The organism is Shewanella marisflavi (genome assembly GCF_023283925.1).
GTDB lineage: Bacteria > Pseudomonadota > Gammaproteobacteria > Enterobacterales > Shewanellaceae > Shewanella > Shewanella marisflavi.
This window is the reverse complement of sequence record NZ_JAKIKX010000002.1, coordinates 98,672-115,287: the sequence shown is the minus strand read 5'-3', so window position 1 is coordinate 115,287 and position 16,616 is coordinate 98,672. Positions and strand designations below refer to the sequence as shown.

13 protein-coding genes are annotated in these 16,616 nt (G+C 51.0%); 4 read left to right on the top strand and 9 right to left on the bottom strand.

The window, feature by feature from the left end; all coding sequences use genetic code 11:
• Positions 1–6: 6 nt before the first annotated feature.
• On the bottom strand, positions 7–1,530 hold the full coding sequence (locus L2712_RS05340; protein WP_248977121.1) for a fumarate hydratase: 1,524 nt from the start codon (positions 1,528–1,530) through the stop codon (positions 7–9).
• Between the two features lie 127 nt (positions 1,531–1,657).
• Here L2712_RS05340 and pabB point away from each other — a divergent pair, with 127 nt between their 5' ends.
• Both pabB and L2712_RS05330 read left to right on the top strand, forming a co-directional pair.
• Positions 1,658–3,064: an aminodeoxychorismate synthase component I gene (gene pabB / locus L2712_RS05335; protein ID WP_248977120.1), complete on the top strand. Its 1,407-nt coding sequence runs from the start codon at positions 1,658–1,660 to the stop codon at positions 3,062–3,064.
• 20 nt (positions 3,065–3,084) lie between these two features.
• Complete coding sequence (locus L2712_RS05330; protein ID WP_248977119.1) at positions 3,085–3,654, top strand: CoA pyrophosphatase; 570 nt, start codon at positions 3,085–3,087, stop codon at positions 3,652–3,654.
• Here the strand turns inward: L2712_RS05330 and L2712_RS05325 are convergent.
• The gene (locus L2712_RS05325; RefSeq protein WP_033538414.1) at positions 3,651–3,992 is read right to left on the bottom strand and encodes a hypothetical protein; all 342 of its coding nucleotides are present in this window, start codon (positions 3,990–3,992) and stop codon (positions 3,651–3,653) included. The genes L2712_RS05330 and L2712_RS05325 overlap by 4 nt on opposite strands.
• Positions 3,993–4,268: 276 nt before the next feature.
• On the opposite strand from L2712_RS05325, the gene asnS reads away from it, so the two are divergent.
• Complete coding sequence (gene asnS / locus L2712_RS05320) at positions 4,269–5,669, top strand: asparagine--tRNA ligase (protein ID WP_033538413.1); 1,401 nt, start codon at positions 4,269–4,271, stop codon at positions 5,667–5,669.
• Positions 5,670–5,821: 152 nt separating this feature from the next.
• Here the strand turns inward: asnS and L2712_RS05315 are convergent, their stop codons facing one another.
• The 6 genes from L2712_RS05315 to L2712_RS05290 all read right to left on the bottom strand — a co-directional run bounded on the left by L2712_RS05315 (position 5,822) and on the right by L2712_RS05290 (position 12,542).
• The gene (locus L2712_RS05315; RefSeq protein ID WP_248977118.1) at positions 5,822–6,595 is read right to left on the bottom strand and encodes a hypothetical protein; all 774 of its coding nucleotides are present in this window, start codon (positions 6,593–6,595) and stop codon (positions 5,822–5,824) included.
• 250 nt (positions 6,596–6,845) lie between these two features.
• Positions 6,846–7,829: an FAD:protein FMN transferase gene (locus tag L2712_RS05310; protein WP_248977117.1), complete on the bottom strand. Its 984-nt coding sequence runs from the start codon at positions 7,827–7,829 to the stop codon at positions 6,846–6,848.
• On the bottom strand, positions 7,826–9,304 hold the full coding sequence (locus tag L2712_RS05305; RefSeq protein ID WP_248977116.1) for a DUF3570 domain-containing protein: 1,479 nt from the start codon (positions 9,302–9,304) through the stop codon (positions 7,826–7,828). Before L2712_RS05305 ends, L2712_RS05310 begins: the two co-directional genes overlap by 4 nt.
• Positions 9,305–9,368: 64 nt before the next feature.
• The gene (locus L2712_RS05300; RefSeq protein ID WP_052125515.1) at positions 9,369–9,590 is read right to left on the bottom strand and encodes a DUF4266 domain-containing protein; all 222 of its coding nucleotides are present in this window, start codon (positions 9,588–9,590) and stop codon (positions 9,369–9,371) included.
• The gene (locus L2712_RS05295) at positions 9,580–10,119 is read right to left on the bottom strand and encodes a TlpA disulfide reductase family protein (RefSeq protein ID WP_248977115.1); all 540 of its coding nucleotides are present in this window, start codon (positions 10,117–10,119) and stop codon (positions 9,580–9,582) included. Before L2712_RS05295 ends, L2712_RS05300 begins: the two co-directional genes overlap by 11 nt.
• 170 nt (positions 10,120–10,289) lie before the next feature.
• Positions 10,290–12,542, bottom strand: a complete 2,253-nt coding sequence (locus L2712_RS05290) for a VRR-NUC domain-containing protein (RefSeq protein ID WP_248977114.1) — start codon at positions 12,540–12,542, stop codon at positions 10,290–10,292.
• A gap of 366 nt (positions 12,543–12,908) precedes the next feature.
• Here L2712_RS05290 and L2712_RS05285 point away from each other — a divergent pair, with 366 nt between their 5' ends.
• Complete coding sequence (locus L2712_RS05285) at positions 12,909–13,328, top strand: secondary thiamine-phosphate synthase enzyme YjbQ (RefSeq protein WP_248977113.1); 420 nt, start codon at positions 12,909–12,911, stop codon at positions 13,326–13,328.
• A 6-nt stretch (positions 13,329–13,334) separates the two neighbouring features.
• Here the strand turns inward: L2712_RS05285 and L2712_RS05280 are convergent, their stop codons facing one another.
• Complete coding sequence (locus L2712_RS05280) at positions 13,335–16,493, bottom strand: DEAD/DEAH box helicase (RefSeq protein WP_248977112.1); 3,159 nt, start codon at positions 16,491–16,493, stop codon at positions 13,335–13,337.
• Between the last annotated feature and the right edge of the window lie 123 nt (positions 16,494–16,616).

Genomic DNA, 16,616 nt, shown 5'->3' with positions numbered 1-16,616 from the left:
TTTATGTTAGGCAAGTCTCACACGCCAGGTCGCTGGGCCCGTTTCATGAGCATTGACCCCTTCGCTGTCTACGGCGACGGTGACAGGCATATCGGTCACGTCAAATTCATAGATGGCTTCCATACCTAAGTCTTCGAAGGCCACCACGCGAGACTTCTTGATAGCCTTAGAAACCAAGTAGGCGGCGCCGCCCACGGCCATTAGGTAAACTGCTTTGTGCTTCTTAATAGACTCAACTGTGGCTGGGCCGCGCTCGGCCTTACCTATCATGCCCATCAGGCCTGTCTTATCCAGCATCAGGTCGGTGAACTTATCCATACGGGTCGCCGTCGTTGGGCCTGCCGGGCCAACCACTTCGTCACCCACAGGATCGACCGGACCCACGTAGTAGATAAACTTACCGGTAAAATCGACGCCCTCAGGTAGGCCTTCGCCACTCTCAATCAGAGTTTGAATGCGCTTGTGAGCCGCATCACGACCGGTGAGCATCTTACCGTTTAGCAGCAGCACGTCACCGCTCTTCCACTGCTCGATATCCGCCTGAGTCACAGTGTTTAGGTCGACACGGCGCACGCCCTCGCCCGCTTCGCGCGTGATCTCAGGCCAATCTTCCAGCTTAGGTGTTTCTAGCTCCGCTGGGCCTGAGCCATCGAGGTGGAAATGAACGTGGCGCGTTGCAGCGCAGTTAGGGATCATCACCACAGGCTTTGAAGCCGCGTGGGTTGGCGCCGATTTGATCTTGATATCCAGTACGGTTGTCAGACCGCCAAGGCCCTGTGCACCAATACCCAGCTTGTTGGCACGTTCGAAGATATCCAAACGCAGCTTTTCTTCGGCGGTTTCGGCGCCTTTGGCTTGCAGCTCATGAATATCGACAGGGTCCATCAGAGCTTCTTTGGCCATTACGGCCGCTTTCTCGGCGGTGCCGCCAATGCCTATGCCCAACATGCCTGGTGGACACCAGCCAGCGCCCATTGTCGGTAGTGTCTTCTCGACCCACTCGGCGATATCATCTGATGGGTTTAGCATCACCATCTTAGATTTGTTTTCCGATCCGCCACCCTTGGCAGCGATAGCGACTTCAATATGGTTGCCTGGCACCATCTCGACGTGTACCACAGATGGCGTGTTGTCTTTGGTGTTCTTGCGGCCACCGGCAGGGTCGGCAACGATAGAGGCGCGCAGCGGGTTATCAGGGTTGGTGTAGGCGCGTCTTACCCCTTCATCCACCATCTGCTGCACTGTCATGTCTGTCTTATCCCACTTAACGCCCATGCCGATCTTAACGAAACAGGTCACAATACCTGTATCTTGACATAGCGGACGCTTGCCTTCGGCAGACATGCGCGAGTTAATCAAGATCTGCGCGATAGCATCTTTTGCCGCCGCACTCTCTTCACGCTCATAGGCTTCTGCCATGGCATCAACGAAATCTTTAGGGTGGTAATAGGAGATATATTGTAGTGCGTCGGCGACACTCTCGATGAGGTCCGCTTGCTTGATGATGGGCTGTTCTATAGTCACAGACATTTCCTTACTCACAGTTTGGTTATTCACCGCCCTTTTGCAGGGTCGCGTATTTTTTTTTAATCCGTTCACAATATGATACTCTTTCGCGACTTTTAGGGGAACATCACATTTTAGATAAGGGTTATCGATGGATTTTTCGTCGACTCAAGGCGTTGCAGCGCAAAAATTAGACTGGCAACTCACCACCACTGAGGTATTTGGCCGCTTCGCTCACCTGCCCTGGGCCATACTTTTAGACTCTGCCAGCGCCGATCATTGTGATGCCCAATACGACATCATCAGCTTCGATCCCCTTGCGACCATCACCAGCCAAGACGGTGTCACAGCAATAGATCACACGCGCTCATCGGTACAAGGGAGCAGCAAGGCTCACGAAACCCACAGTGGCGATCCCTTTTTGGTACTGCAAGGGGCCATTGCACACTATTTCCCACAGCAATATGACACAGACCTGCCCTTTAGTGGTGGAGCGCTAGGCGCCTTTAGTTATGATCTGGGTCGGCGTATCGAAAAGTTGCCTGAAATTGCTGAGAAAGACATTAGCCTGCCCGAGATGAATGTTGGCCTCTACGATTGGGCGCTGATCTTTTGCTACCAGAAGCAAGAATGGTCTTTGGTTCACTACCTTGGCGAGCAGGCCTTAGCCGAGCGACTAAACACAGTCAACGCCTTTCTCAATGCTCAAACAGAACCAAGTAAGGCATTTAGGTTAAGCCGTGACTGGCAAGCGCAAATCACTCAAGCAGCGTACAAAGACAAGTTTGATCGCGTGCAGGAGTATCTGCACAGCGGCGATTGCTATCAGATCAACCTGACCCAGCGCTTCGAGGCCGAATATCAAGGCGATGAGTGGCAGGCTTACCTCAAACTCAGGGCGAGCAACAAGGCGCCCTTCTCTGCCTTTATGCGTTTAGAAAAGCACGCCATCCTCTCTATCTCGCCCGAGCGGTTTATCAAGCTTAAGGGCGATGCCATAGAAACTAAGCCCATCAAGGGCACCATGGCCAGAGCAAGTGATGCAGTAGCAGATAAGGCCGCCGCCGAAGCCTTGGCTGCATCGGAGAAAGATCGCGCCGAAAACCTGATGATCGTGGATCTGCTGCGAAACGATATCGGTAAGGTGGCGAGCCCAGGTAGCGTGCGAGTGCCGCATCTATTTGCCATCGAAAGTTTTCCGGCTGTGCATCACCTGGTCAGCACGGTTACCGCCAAGCTCGCTGCGCCAAACAGCCCTTGCGATCTGCTCAGGGCTGCATTTCCCGGAGGCTCCATTACGGGCGCACCTAAAATACGCGCCATGGAGATCATCGAAGAGCTTGAGCCATCACGTCGCAGTCTTTACTGTGGCTCGATAGGTTATATCAGCCAAGATGGCCAGATGGATACCAGCATTACCATACGAACCTTAGTTGCCGAGGCCCCCCGCCTCTATTGTTGGGCCGGTGGTGGCATAGTGGCCGACTCCCAGGTCGATGCCGAATATCAGGAAAGCTATGATAAGGTAAGTAGAATATTACCTGTGCTGAGTCGCTAGTTAGGTGACGAAGAGGCTTTATGAGATTGGACGAGTTTAAACAGCGCTATAATCTGCATCAGTTGCCCACTGACACTGGGCCGCAGACCCATCGCTCTTTGCGGCAAGCTGCCGTACTCGTCCCTTTGATACAAACTGGCAGTGAACTTGAGTTGCTGCTCACTCGCCGCCCCGACCATCTCAGAGCCCACCCAGGGCAGATAAGCTTTCCCGGTGGTAAGGTGGAGCAAAGCGATCTCAACTATACCGACACAGCCCTGCGCGAGGCTTTTGAAGAGATCGCCCTGCCAAGAGACAATGTCGAGGTGTTAGGTCAGTACCCCATGTTTAACACCTTTACCGGTTTTGCTATCGCTCCCATCATAGGAGTCGTTAGGGAGGAGTTTCAGCCGATATTAGATCCCGGCGAGGTGGATGAGCTCTTTAGGGTCCCTTTAAGCTTTCTGATGGACCCGGCTAACCGCATCAAGAAACAGTTCTCCCGCCGCGGCGTGTATTATCCCGTCTACTTTATTCCTTACGAAGATTATTTTATCTGGGGCGCCACAGCTGCCATGATAGACAGGCTTTGCCGCCAGATAGCCGATTAGATAGAGACAAAAAACTTAAGATAGAGGCCGGCGGCGGTTGAGGTTAACAGCAGCAAGGGGATATTAAACCAATAGCCCATGCGGCTATGGTGAGCCACATAGAAGTTGAAAGCTAAGTTGACCAAGCTGATCGCGGCGCAGGTCCAGATCACATACTCAAGCCTTAACGTAATCGTCGGGTCCCAAGTCAACCTTACGCTTGCGCCCTTACTGAGAAAATAGCCCACGGCCCGATCCGGTCTGGCCTCACCAAAGAGTATCAAGGCATATACCGCCAGGGACCAACCCAGGATCGACAAGGTGCCTAAAAAAATCTGGAAAATTTTGACTTTTTTCATCTAGCCCTCTGACATCTAGCCCACTGACATCTAGCCCACTGAATTGTCTGGCCATATTTTAAGCATAACAAGCTTTCCACCCTAGCACCAACAGCAGATAAGTAAGCGATAAAGGCCGCTTTTTTATGGCGCTTGGGCCTGCCTTAGCGGAAATGCCCATTTTATTTGCTTTTAAGCCAGTTTATCTGCTGTTTTTCCCTTGAGAAAAGCCACCAGCAAGGTAATATAAACCTCCAAAATTTTTAATAAAACGTTTCGTTGGAGAACTAAGCAACAATGAGCACTGCATCTGTCGCTTCTGTATTTAAAGGTGATTTTGCGATCGGTTCGCAAGTTACCGTACGCGGTTGGGTAAGAACTCGCCGAGATTCCAAGGCCGGCATCTCTTTTCTTGCCGTATATGATGGTTCCTGTTTTGATCCCATCCAGGGCGTTGTGCCAAATAGCTTAGACAATTACGATGACGAAATCTTACGCCTAACCGCTGGTTGCTCTGTCATCATGACAGGTGAAGTGGTTGACTCTCCGGGTAAGGGTCAAGCGTTTGAGCTACAAGTGACTAAGGTTGAGGTCACTGGCTGGGTTGAAGATCCTGATACCTATCCGATGGCGGCTAAGCGCCACTCTATTGAGCATTTGCGCGAACTGGCTCATCTACGTCCACGTACCAACATTATCGGCGCGGTAGCCCGCGTGCGTAACTGTTTGTCTCAGGCGATTCACCGCTTCTACAACGAAGAAGGTTTTATCTGGGTTTCAACGCCTCTGATTACTGCTTCTGACTGTGAAGGTGCTGGTGAGATGTTCCGTGTCTCGACACTGGATCTTGAAAACCTGCCACGCACCGACGACGGCAAAGTCGATTTCAGCGAAGACTTCTTCGGTAAGGAATCTTTCCTCACCGTATCGGGTCAGCTGAACGGCGAAACCTATGCTTGTGCCTTGTCTAAGATCTATACCTTCGGCCCAACATTCCGCGCCGAAAACTCTAACACCAGCCGCCACTTGGCAGAGTTCTGGATGGTTGAGCCAGAAGTCGCTTTTGCCGATCTAAACGATGTTGCCGGTCTGGCCGAGCGTATGCTGAAGTACTGTTTCCGCGCCGTGCTTAATGAGCGCCGCGACGATCTTGAGTTCTTCGCCCAACGTGTCGACAAGACAGTTATCGAGCGTCTAGAGAACTTCGTGAGCAGCGATTTCGCCCAAGTTGACTACACAGATGCCATCGAGATCCTAAAAGCATGTGGCAAGCAGTTCGAATTCGACGTTGAGTGGGGTATCGACCTGCAGTCTGAGCATGAACGCTATCTGGCTGAAGAGCACTTCAAGGCGCCAGTCGTCGTGAAGAACTACCCGAAAGATATCAAAGCTTTCTACATGCGTCTTAACGAAGACGGCAAAACAGTTGCCGCCATGGACGTATTGGCACCTGGTATTGGTGAAATCATCGGTGGTGCTCAGCGCGAAGAGCGTCTGGACGTACTAGATACTCGCTTGGATGAGATGGGTCTGAGCAAGGAAGATTACTGGTGGTATCGTGACCTGCGCCGTTACGGCACAGTGCCACACTCAGGCTTCGGTCTGGGCTTCGAGCGTCTGGTCTCATACGTGACTGGCGTATCAAACATCCGCGACGTGATCCCATTCCCACGTGCACCTAAGTCTGCGAACTTCTAAAACAAGTTCTGCAATAAAAAACGCCCTACGGGGCGTTTTTTTATGGGCGCAGATTTCAGATAGCAATTTCTATGGGATAACGCCGCCAACACGCGCAGCTTTGGAGTGTAGGCGAAGCCGTAACGGAAAAGCTGTCACCGTGATTGGCTTTGTTATGAGCCAGCATTCTGCCCCCAAAAGGTTACTAAAGCTTGAATGAGGCCAACGAATATTAATGCTAGGGTTAGCCACTTCATTGACTTTGCTTGAGAGATGTTCTCGCGATGCTTTTTCTGGTCTTCTTCGTACTGAGCAATGGTAACCAATGCTTTAGAAGACAGTCTGAAACCGTACTGAGTTTTCTCAAGGTCGCCACTGTCATGAAGTGAAGACAACAACAAATCGTTATATCTTAGTTGGCGCGACTTGTCAGGGTGAAAAACCCATTTTTCTGTGTAAAGTAGTGAGGAAAGTGCTACCGAGCTAATTTCATACTGCCTTTGTTCAAGCTCTTTTTCTAAAATGATTTTAAGAACTTCTATTCGCTCCGACCGTACAAGCTCCTTCTTATTAAAAAGGAACTGACTTCCTTTTCCAATCAGGATCTTTGTTTTATCAAGAGGAACTATACCCTCCCAGAAATATTGAGCAATAGACCCATAACGAAGATCATGACGCCCATAAAAATGGGTAATATCTAGTTCATAGTCGCCCATCAAGCGGAAGGGAATTGATACGCGCCCAACCTCCTCTCCATCGGACCAATATTTTCCGGCAACCCCTTCAGGAAGAACTTCATCACAAAGGAGCGTCCAGCTTTTGTTTGGCGAGCGGAAGTAGACAACATTGCAGTCCACCGAAAGCGCTTTTTCTCCGCTCCTGGGTATTCGGTCAGGAGCCGGCTTATCCAGCAAGGACTTTAAAATGTATCTACTTATAAAGTTCAATATTTCCACCTACATTGAAGCTCATAACATTTTATTAGTGCGCATGCGCATCTATTTGGCAAAACGTGCATGCACATTGAGTAAACCTATTATTGATGATTTACTAAACTAAAGTCATTGATTTATAACCACTCTACCAAAATCCTGAGGGATAAACGAGCACCAGAATGGGCAAAGTGAGCGTGAATATTGACTCGTTCCCGCAACTCGAATACCTGAAAAGCGAGCCATGAAAGCGAGCCATGAAACGCTAGCCACGAATAATATGATGGACTACGCCCTGACTGGCGAGGAAGGCTTCAGCCTCTTCTCCCTGAAGCATAGCCAAGGTGGCCAACATGCCCGCGACCACACACTGAGGTGCAAACACGCTGACCGACAAGGGCGCTCCCTTTACGGGATAGCCTGTACTTGGGTCGATAATGTGGCCGTAGCGTTTGCCCTCATGAATAAGATAACGCCGGGAATGACCACTGGTAGCCAGTGCGCCTTCGTTAAGGGCCACCACCCGCTCAGCCGAATCCAGCGCCTTGGGATCTTCGATCCCTATCTGCCAGGCATGGGCGGGCGCTGGTGACGTGATCATATCGCCGCCAAGATTCACCAGCAGATCGCAATCAGGCAGTGCCTTGGTCAGAATCGCCATCGCTATATCGGAGGCGTACTCCTTTGCAAGCCCACCAAAATCGATCCCCATCTCCTCAGGTAGCCATAAACGCTTATCTTGAATATCGAGATTGTTAAACCCTACCCGTTTGCGAGCGGCTTGAATAACTTGCTTGCTTGGCGGGCTGGCATGACGGTCTCCAAATGGCCAAAGCGCAATCACAGGCTCGGCGGTGATATCAAACTGTCCCTGACTCAATTGGTAGCAATGCTCGGCAAACTTTAACAGACCTAAAGTTTCATCATCTAGGGTTTGCCACTCACCGGCGCGGCGATTGATCTCGCTAAGCAGGCTTTCGCGGTCAAAACGGCTGTATTTAGCCTCTATGCGCCTGACCTCATCAGTCGCCTCGACGATGGCGCGCTCTATCTCTAAGTTTGCTTTGCTATAAGCTTGCTCTTCAACTGCAGCAACCTTATGCCTGACTAAGATTTCACAGCGACTCGCCATGGCGATAAATTCCGCTTTAACCCCGAGGGGCGCAAGCTGGCCTTGATACTGACCATATTTAAGGTTATCTGCGCCGGGCAGTGGCGACAGGCTGATCTCATAGGTTTGCGGATTCAAAATCGCATTCCCAATTGCAGCACTATGGCATCTAGACGGGGGAATTGATCATAGCTTGCCAACTCACCAGGTAAACTGATACCCGGGTTTTGTGGCCGCTGTTGATAGTAGGCTAATCTGATGCTGGCGAGTTGACCGGCATCTAACTTGTGCGCGTATTTCACCCCTAAGGTATAGGTCTCTAGCTTACCGAGGCGATGATCGGCCGAGGCGAACTCGGGTAAGGCTTCTCCCTCACTCAGATAGAGGCGATAAAATTCGGCGGCCTGTTGAAGATAGGCTCTGAACTGCCATTGCCAATAGCCACCATCCGTTAAATTGTATCGGTAACGCGCATCTAGGGTATGCGCCTGAATCGACCAGTCATCGTCACTATAGCGATAGGAAAAGGTCAGCGTGCCTGAGGTTAATGCTCCCTTGGCCATGGCAAACAGGTTATGTTTGAGTCGCTGATCCGGACGCGCTTCATAATGATACCCCTGCGCCTGACCAACACCATCGATACGGCTGACAACCTTATAAGCATCACTCAGATACCCAGACACAGCAGAGAGGCTATAACTCAGCTGGGCCTGCCAGTGAGTATTCAGAGTCTGTGTCACGCCAAGGTTAAGATCTAAGGTGCGTTTAAGGGCGCTGTCGTAACGGCGGGTGGCATCAAAAGCCTGTCTAAACTCCTCCTCGCTGGCAAAGTCCTTTCTAAACACCATCTCGCTAAGTCCCACAGGCCTGCCGCCGACGGGATCCACTATGTCGAAGTAATAGGCTGAGCCAAAGAACACTTGAGTATTGCTTTGATTAAAGGAATGCTCGCCGCTGCCATTAACGCCAATAGAGGTATAGTCGTATTCCCGCGACAGATAGCCACCGAGATTCATTTGCCATTTCGCAGAAAAAAGATGCTGCCAGTTGGCACTTAACTGTAAGCGGGTATCTTTAAAGGTATCGTCCAGGGGCAATTCGCCTGCTCGCGCCTGATAGACGCCGGTTCCTGAAGGTCGGGTAAAACTCTGGGGCCTTGCCTGGATCACCGCGCCATTGGCTGAGGCGCCGGTTAGGGCATCTAGGGCTATCTTTGCCCTCAAGGTATTGCTGTCATCCAAGGCCTGTCGATAATGTATGATCCCTTCGGCTGCGGTTACCCGATCGCGCTCTTGGTAGTAGACTAAGGCGGCCTCTATCTTGGCTCCAGCGAGCGGATCCGTCTCTGACCTGCTCTCATATTTGGTTGTACTTACCAGAGCTTGACTCGCTTCTCGCTCTTTGGCGACTATCTCATCTGTGCCTGTCTCGTCTGTGCCTGTCTCGTTAGCCCCTAACTCAGTGGCCCCAGCATCATTAACTAATACTTCTGTGGCGTTTACATCTCCGACGCCAAGAAACAAGCTACTGGCCATCAAGAGTGAAGCCATCACAGTATCGCCCTGCTGGGTAGCGGTTGGCTGATGACGCTGTTGTTTTACCCTATGGTTCACGCTATATCATTCCTTTGCTTGCACTGTCTCACCGAGCTGACTTATCGCCGACTTCGCTTATGCCCTAATTACAGCCGCAACCACCACCTGCCAGGGTGCGGCCGCCACTGGACGCCTCCTTACTGAAGTAGATATGATCTTCTATCGACATATCCATCTCATCGGTATCAGGCTGCATATCCTCTCTGGCAAACTGACCGCGCTCCCATGGCTGTACGCCAAGGCTGGAACATGCTGGCAATAATAAGAGCGCGAGGATAAACAGTGCGCTTTGACTATTTTTCATTAGCATTCCTTTGTTTCAGCAATGCCTTAATCTCCTGTTCGACTGCCGGCTGTTTAGATTTAAAAAAGCCCAGATGTTCACTCACCAGTTGTCCCTTGGCATCAAACAGGTAGCTGCTCGGCATCCCCTGCAGATTGAAATGGCCCGCGACCTCACCTTTAGGATCGTAGAGAATATCGAAGCTGGTGGTGAAATCGGCTAGGAAGGGATTAGCCATCTCACTGTCGCTATCAAGATTGATCGCGACGATCGCTAACCCCTGCTTGACATAACGCTGGTGCATCTGTTCCATCCAGGGAAAAGAGTCACGACATGGCGCGCACCAAGATGCCCAAAAATCCACATAGACCACCTTGCCTTCATACTGCTTGAGTGAGCGAAGTTCACCCTGTAGGGTTCTCGCGCTTAGATCTAACCGCGGCTCGGCGTAACTGGTTCCTACAGGTAAGGCGCCAAGTAGCGTAAGCAGCGATACAGCCAGACTGGTACCGAGCAGTCGCTGCTTAGTCTCTGCCATTAAGCTTGTCATCTTATCCTCCTGCACCGGGTATGAGCGATTCTTTGTTACTGCGCCATTTAACGCTATAACGCGACCAGACGCTTTGAACTCTTACTATGCTGCATCTTATTCACAGGATTAGCAAAAAAATTGATCGCCGAAATAAGTAGACTTAATGCATAGCCTTGAAAGCGGCTCCATTATCCTTCCCAGGAAAGATAGCAGACACTGGCCTTAATCCCGTGTCGATTAAACCAATCTAGCCATATCAGCTGATTATCTCGCAGGCTGTCGCCTGGCCCCTTGACCTCAATAAGCTCGGCGCTCACCATGGCGCCTACGTTAGTTGTGGCACTATCAAGGTCTGTCTTCAAGTGAAAGCGAATCAGATCGGGAAATCCTGCGCGGTAGTAACGCAGATCGAAAAGCATCTGACGAAATAGCTTGGCCAGTATCGGCCCACTAAACGCCTGCAGCGCCAAGTTAAGCAGCAGCGGCAGCGCATCGTCACCGATAGGCAAGGCTAGACTCCCTCCTTCTGTGACACTTGAGACTTTTCCCTCAAATGCAAAACTATCGACAAGGTGACCCGCAAGATAACCAATGCCTTGTTCAACCTGAGAGGCATCCTGAGCATCTCCCGGTTTTTTAACCACTGTCGAGCTACCCTGATTAATATACTCATAAGGCATGAAGAGCGGCCAGTGAACCCAGTCGTTAGTGAGGCCAAATTTCTGATGAAAATGACGGGTGATTGACTCTGTGTTACCCGCGCTTAATTCCTCAAGACGCGCCTCGATTGCCGCCCTGCGCTGAGGATAAAAACTCGAGTAATACATGTCGCTAGGCCGACTCTGGTATGGATTGGCAAAAGCGCCTTTAACATCTGAGAAGATGATGTCCCAAAACGCCAGACCAAACAGGCTGCAAAACAAGCGGTTTTCAACCTCAAAGCAAAAAACCGTCTCTGTGATCTCCGCGCGCTCGCTATTAACCGCCTTTTTGTCATTCACAACAGCGAGCTGCTTCGCCGCGCTTTGCTCAACCCTATGGCTTGTGCGCTCAGTGGCGAGATGCAAAGTTTCAAACTGGCCTTGCCATCTATCCGGCGCTGATAGCTTAAGGTTTCTATGCAGCGCCTTTTGCATGCGCCTGGCCACCAGTCGCTCACTCTCTTCAAGAGGCGAGTCAATCATCTCGCCAACCAGCTCAAGTGCCTGCCGATCTTTTGCCAGCTTTTGCAGGCAGCGGACGCGGCGCTCGCGGCTCGGCGGGCGATCACAAACCTCATAGAGGTTTAAGGCGGTTTCAAATTCGTGCAAACGTTCATATTGGCGGGCTATCTGCAGCATGAGTCCCTGGTGCAGACGTACTAATCTCTCATGGGTTAACCCGACAAAAGCGGTCAAACCAACACAGAAAGCATCAATTTTTTTGACAGACAAGTCCGTCTGTTTAACATCTAAAGACAATTCATCAAGCTGCTGATATAAATCATTTAAATGATAGAAAGCCTCTATTTCTTCTCGAGTATTAAAGCTGCGGCTTGCGCAATTAACCAAATAAGCATCAAATTGGTGGATACCTAAATCGGCCAAAATAAACTGGCTGAGAGACTGACTTAAGCGTTCGAAATAAAGGAGTTCAAAACGCCGATACGGCGCCTTGTCTGTGAAGCTAAACCAGTGCTCACCTGGCGCGAGTCGCTGCAAGAGTGTGGCGATAAACTCATCAGCGGCTGACTGTTCCTCGTGCTGCTGATTCTGCGTAAAACCATGGTTTGCGACAGACGTATCGGCGCATGCCAACGACATTATCAGCGAGACCAGCTCACTCTTTTTAAGCCGCTTAAGCTGCTTTACACTGAGTCTGGCGGCTCCATCCTGTGGGTGCGAGATGATAGATGCCTGGGCCTGGCCTTGGGTTTGGGTTTGGGCTTGGCCTGATCCTGGCTCAGATGCTATTACGTTTTCACGCGTCGCCCCTGAGTCTGGCTGTGCTACTGAGTCTGGCTGTGCGACTAAATGTGGCTGTGCTACTGAGTCTGACTCGTGTTCTTGGCCCACCTCAGCAAGATGCCTGACAAGTTCAGTTTTGGTCGTTTGCTGTAATAGCCAGCTCAGCTCAGGCTGACCATAGTGAATAAAACCTGTCTCAAGCAGTGCCTGTATGGCACCTTCGGTATCGTTAATCTCAAGGTAATTGAGTTGTGGGCGACAAAACCATGGGCCTTTGCGCGTTATCAACCTGACTAATAGACATTGAGCGTCACGGCGAAGCAGGTTAAACGTCTGAATAAAGTCACTTTCAACCTTATCGAGTAGATCGCCATAGCGCTGCTCTACCCCAACCAACATCGCCTTGAAATTCTCAAGATAATAGTAGGGCCCTAGCGCATTTACCTGCCCGGTTTGATCACCAGGTTCTGCGCTTTGTTGAGCCTTAATGAGCATGGCTTTTGCCTCGCTTACCACACTGTCCCCCTTATTACTCCTATTACCCAATTTGTTTACTTGAGCCCTTTATTTAGCTGTAGACCTTAGGGATCTGGCGCTATACTTTTGCTCTGTCGGCGTAACAGCCCTGCACTGACTTTCTGCCCCTGACGCCAGGCTTTTTTTCTGCCTTTATCGCGCCCACTAACTATGCTTACCTAAAGAGACAATCGAGTGTGAGCAAAGCTCCTTTGCGGCACTTTTACATTTTATACAGTCATTGATTTAAAAGTCGCTTTACAAAGATGAGGCTGTTAGCGCACTCTTAGCACGATAACAAAAAGTGCCCAGATTGGGCGATAAAATAGCGTAGGAAAACCTAACATGTGGATGCAAGTTGAGATTAGTTTACCAGCCAAACCCCGCGGATTTCATCTGATCACCGAAGAGATCTACCGCGCTGCTCCCCAATTGCAACAGATAAAGATAGGTCTCGCCCATCTCTTGCTGCAACACACCTCGGCCGGACTGACCTTGAACGAGAACGCCGATCCCAGTGTGCGCGAAGATTTCGAACGTTTCTTCAATCGACTAGTGCCTGAAAACGAGCCCTATTACACCCACACCTATGAGGGCTCAGATGACATGCCTGCGCACCTTAAATCATCCATACTGGGCAGTGAACTTACCTTGCCCATCACAAACGGCGAATTTAATCTCGGGACCTGGCAAGGCGTATACCTGTGTGAGGCTCGAAACCGCGCCAGCTCACGCACGCTTATTCTTACCATTCAAGGCGAGTAAAGCAGCTTAATCTGTGATTGGCTGCTCTGTGATAGGTTGCAGCAGGGCCAGCCAATCATCCTTATCCATCTCTGCCGCCGTCAAACTCTCGGTCTGATACATACTTTGGGCCAGTGCATGTTTGCTCTGCTGCAACTGCTGAATTCGCTCTTCCACCGTGTTTTGGCAGATCAACTTGTAGACAAACACAGGCTTTTGCTGACCGATACGATAGGCTCTGTCACTGGCCTGCTCTTCGGCGGCAGGGTTCCACCATGGGTCAACATGGATCACCACATCTGCCTCGGTAAGATTGAGCCCCGCCCCTCCTGCCTTGAGGCTGATCAGAAATACATTAACCTCCCCGCGGCGAAAGCGATCTATGATCTTATCTCTATGTCGGCTACGGCCGGTGAGCATCTCATACCCTATCTGCTGGCGATCCAGCTGCTCGGCAATCAGATCCAACATAGTGGTAAATGATGAAAAGATTAAGATGTTACGCCCATCTTCTATCATGCTGGGTAACTTATTTTCTAACCAGGCCAGCTTAGATGATTCACTTTGGGTTTCGACATCCGCGATTGTATCTGCGCCCTCGACAGCCCCCTTGATTTCATCTTGCTGACCAAGTTTGAGCATCGCCGGATGGCAACAGACTTGACGCAGTTTGAGCAGCGCATTGCTGATCATCAAACGATTCGCCTTGGCGCCGGTTTGCAAAAGCGCCAGTTGCACCTGCTCAGCCACCGTCAGGCGTATGGTCTCATAGAGATCCGACTGACTCTGACTGAGCTCAATCAGGGTATTGATCACCGTCTTTTTCGGCAACTCGGTAGCCACCTGGCTCTTGGTGCGTCTGAGCATAAAGGGCGCCAAACGCTGAGCTAAGCGCTGTCGACTGGTGTCACAGTTATCTTTCTCTATGGGCTGCTTGAACTGGCGCTGAAACTGCGTCGCCGTGCCGAGAAAGCCCGGCATGAGGAAATGAAACAGCGACCACAGCTCGCCCAGATGATTCTCCATCGGCGTGCCGGTCAAACAAAGACGGTGGCGTGTCTGGAGTCGATTAACCAATTTAGTCACCCGACTACGGCTATTCTTAATGGTCTGGGCTTCATCCAGGATCACCTGGTGCCAGTTGTGCTTGGTCAGCCGCTCGGCGTCCTGAGCTAAGATCCCATAGCTGGTGATCAAAATATCCACGTCACTAAGGGCCTGCTCATTTTCATGGCGCAGACGACCGCTCCAGACAAAACTACTGAGTTCGGGGGTAAACTGAGCGATCTCACGCTGCCAGTTACTCAGCAAACTGGTGGGGGCTATCACCAAGACAGGCGCCTTAATCACCCCGGCCTGTTTATCAAGCAAGATGCTGCACAGGGTCTGTAAGGTCTTACCCAGTCCCATATCATCGGCTAAAATCCCGCCAAAGCCCTGCTGCTTGATAAATTGCAGCCAGATCACGCCTTGCTCCTGGTAGGGGCGTAATACGGCATTTAGCCCTGTCGGCGCGACAAAGGTCTGCTGGTCTCTGCCTACGCGCTTGATATATTCACCCAAGGCGAGTGCATGGCGTCTTAATTTGGCTTCCCCCAGCCATTTTAGCGACTGGCTATCCTGGCCATTTGGCGCCATCGCTTCGTCCAATAGTGGCAGACGCCCCAGATGGTGCTTGGCTAATCTAAGCTGCTCGCGCTGATCCAGCGGCTGAAGCGTAAACAACTCATCCAATACCCCAAGAATACGTCGTATCCGATCGGCGGGCAGGGTCAAAATGGCGCCGGATTCCAGCTCTAAGGCCACTTCTTTGGTCATACCGTCACGGCTGAGTTTGCCTTGACGAATAAGGTTCACCAGCAGTGGCAGCAGGTTTACCCGCTTACCTTCGACCTCAACGCCCAGACTCAACTCGAACCAATCTTTATCGCCGCTATTAACCTCTCCATACCAGGCATTGGCCGCCACCTTAACAAACCGCTGCTTGGCGACCAGCTCTATCTGCCATCCGAGCAAAGAGAGATAACGGAGCAAGACCACATGCTCGCTTACCTCGCCAGGGATTAGGCGCAGCCCATCGGATAACATCTGAGTTAGCGCAGGTTCAAACTGGCTGGTGAGCAAGGGAAAGCCATTAAGCAGCAACTGACACTTGGCAAATTGGGCCATAAACCCTTTATGTCCAGCGCCAAGATAGCTCAACGATTCAAAATCATAGGAGGCGCCGCGATGCACCATGCTAAAACGGGCCACATCAATTGGCGCCATCACGACATCGCTCCAGTCATATTCCAGCGACTCTCGAACGATCTCAAGCTTGGGCAGCCAGTCGCCATCGAGATCTACCTGCTGAAGCAGGCTCTGGTTGACCCTGTTATCGGCGCGCTTATCGACAATCCCTGTACCAGAGCAGGTATCTAACCAGCAGCCAGGGCAAAGATTAACCAGGTAGGCTTCATCTAAGTAATCTTCATCATAATGGGTCACCAGTTCCAGTGGCTTGGCGCCCACCTTAGCGTAAAAGCAGCGACCCGTTGCAAGCAGCAAGCTATAGAAATCAGCGCCGAGGGCGAGCTTTTCGCTATGACCTTCACGTGGCAGCGGGATCACCATAGCGTCCTGAGCACGGCTCAACTGTTCTGTAGAGAGCTCTTGGCGCAGCAGATGGAACAACTTGAGATCGGACTGACTGACATACTTGGGCACGGGCTGACTCTGTAACAGGTCAAAGCCTAGCGGCCCTTTAAGATGATAGCGGCCATTCTTATTGAGATACCCTTTCTCGACCCTGAGCAGAAAGCCCTCTTCTATGGGCTCGAGCAGATAAAGAATACGGTGGCGCGCCATAGCGGGGAAAGGATCGAACTTCTGGTTTTGATCGCTACGAAACAGACGGATGGCGGTGTCGGAACGTCTTGAACGCTCACGTTTATCTAATTGGCTTCGCGCTGCTTGCTCGATAATCAAGGCGGCTTGATGGGCACAGTTTGCCTTGCCACAACTGCAGCTTGCCTTAAATTGCCCGCAAGCATTCAGGTTAACGCGGCAATCGATAGGCGTATCACCGGCAAATTTACCACTTAATTGATGGGCAGTTAGCTGGCACTCAAGCAACCGCCCTGCAAGCAGGAGTTGGAGCGCCGCAAATCTTTCCTGATGAGAGAACTCTTGTACAGCCGTTTGCAATAACATCATCCGAGAAAAAGCAATTAGACCTGATTAAACGATCGAAAGGATCCATCATATCACTTTTAATTGGGGATGGTGTAGCGGCCTTAAGCTAAGTGTCGGCTTAGTACTCAAAATTGT

Excerpts from the sequence above, each read along its gene's own strand:
- L2712_RS05285 (WP_248977113.1), top strand. The coding sequence starts at position 12,909 with ATGTGGATGCAAGTTGAGATTAGTTTACCAGCCAAACCCCGCGGATTT.
- pabB (WP_248977120.1), top strand. The coding sequence starts at position 1,658 with ATGGATTTTTCGTCGACTCAAGGCGTTGCAGCGCAAAAATTAGACTGG.
- L2712_RS05325 (WP_033538414.1), bottom strand. The coding sequence starts at position 3,992 with ATGAAAAAAGTCAAAATTTTCCAGATTTTTTTAGGCACCTTGTCGATC.
- L2712_RS05300 (WP_052125515.1), bottom strand. The coding sequence starts at position 9,590 with ATGAAAAATAGTCAAAGCGCACTGTTTATCCTCGCGCTCTTATTATTG.
- L2712_RS05340 (WP_248977121.1), bottom strand. The coding sequence starts at position 1,530 with ATGTCTGTGACTATAGAACAGCCCATCATCAAGCAAGCGGACCTCATC.
- L2712_RS05330 (WP_248977119.1), top strand. The coding sequence starts at position 3,085 with ATGAGATTGGACGAGTTTAAACAGCGCTATAATCTGCATCAGTTGCCC.
- asnS (WP_033538413.1), top strand. The coding sequence starts at position 4,269 with ATGAGCACTGCATCTGTCGCTTCTGTATTTAAAGGTGATTTTGCGATC.
- L2712_RS05290 (WP_248977114.1), bottom strand. The coding sequence starts at position 12,542 with ATGCTCATTAAGGCTCAACAAAGCGCAGAACCTGGTGATCAAACCGGG.
- L2712_RS05295 (WP_248977115.1), bottom strand. The coding sequence starts at position 10,119 with ATGACAAGCTTAATGGCAGAGACTAAGCAGCGACTGCTCGGTACCAGT.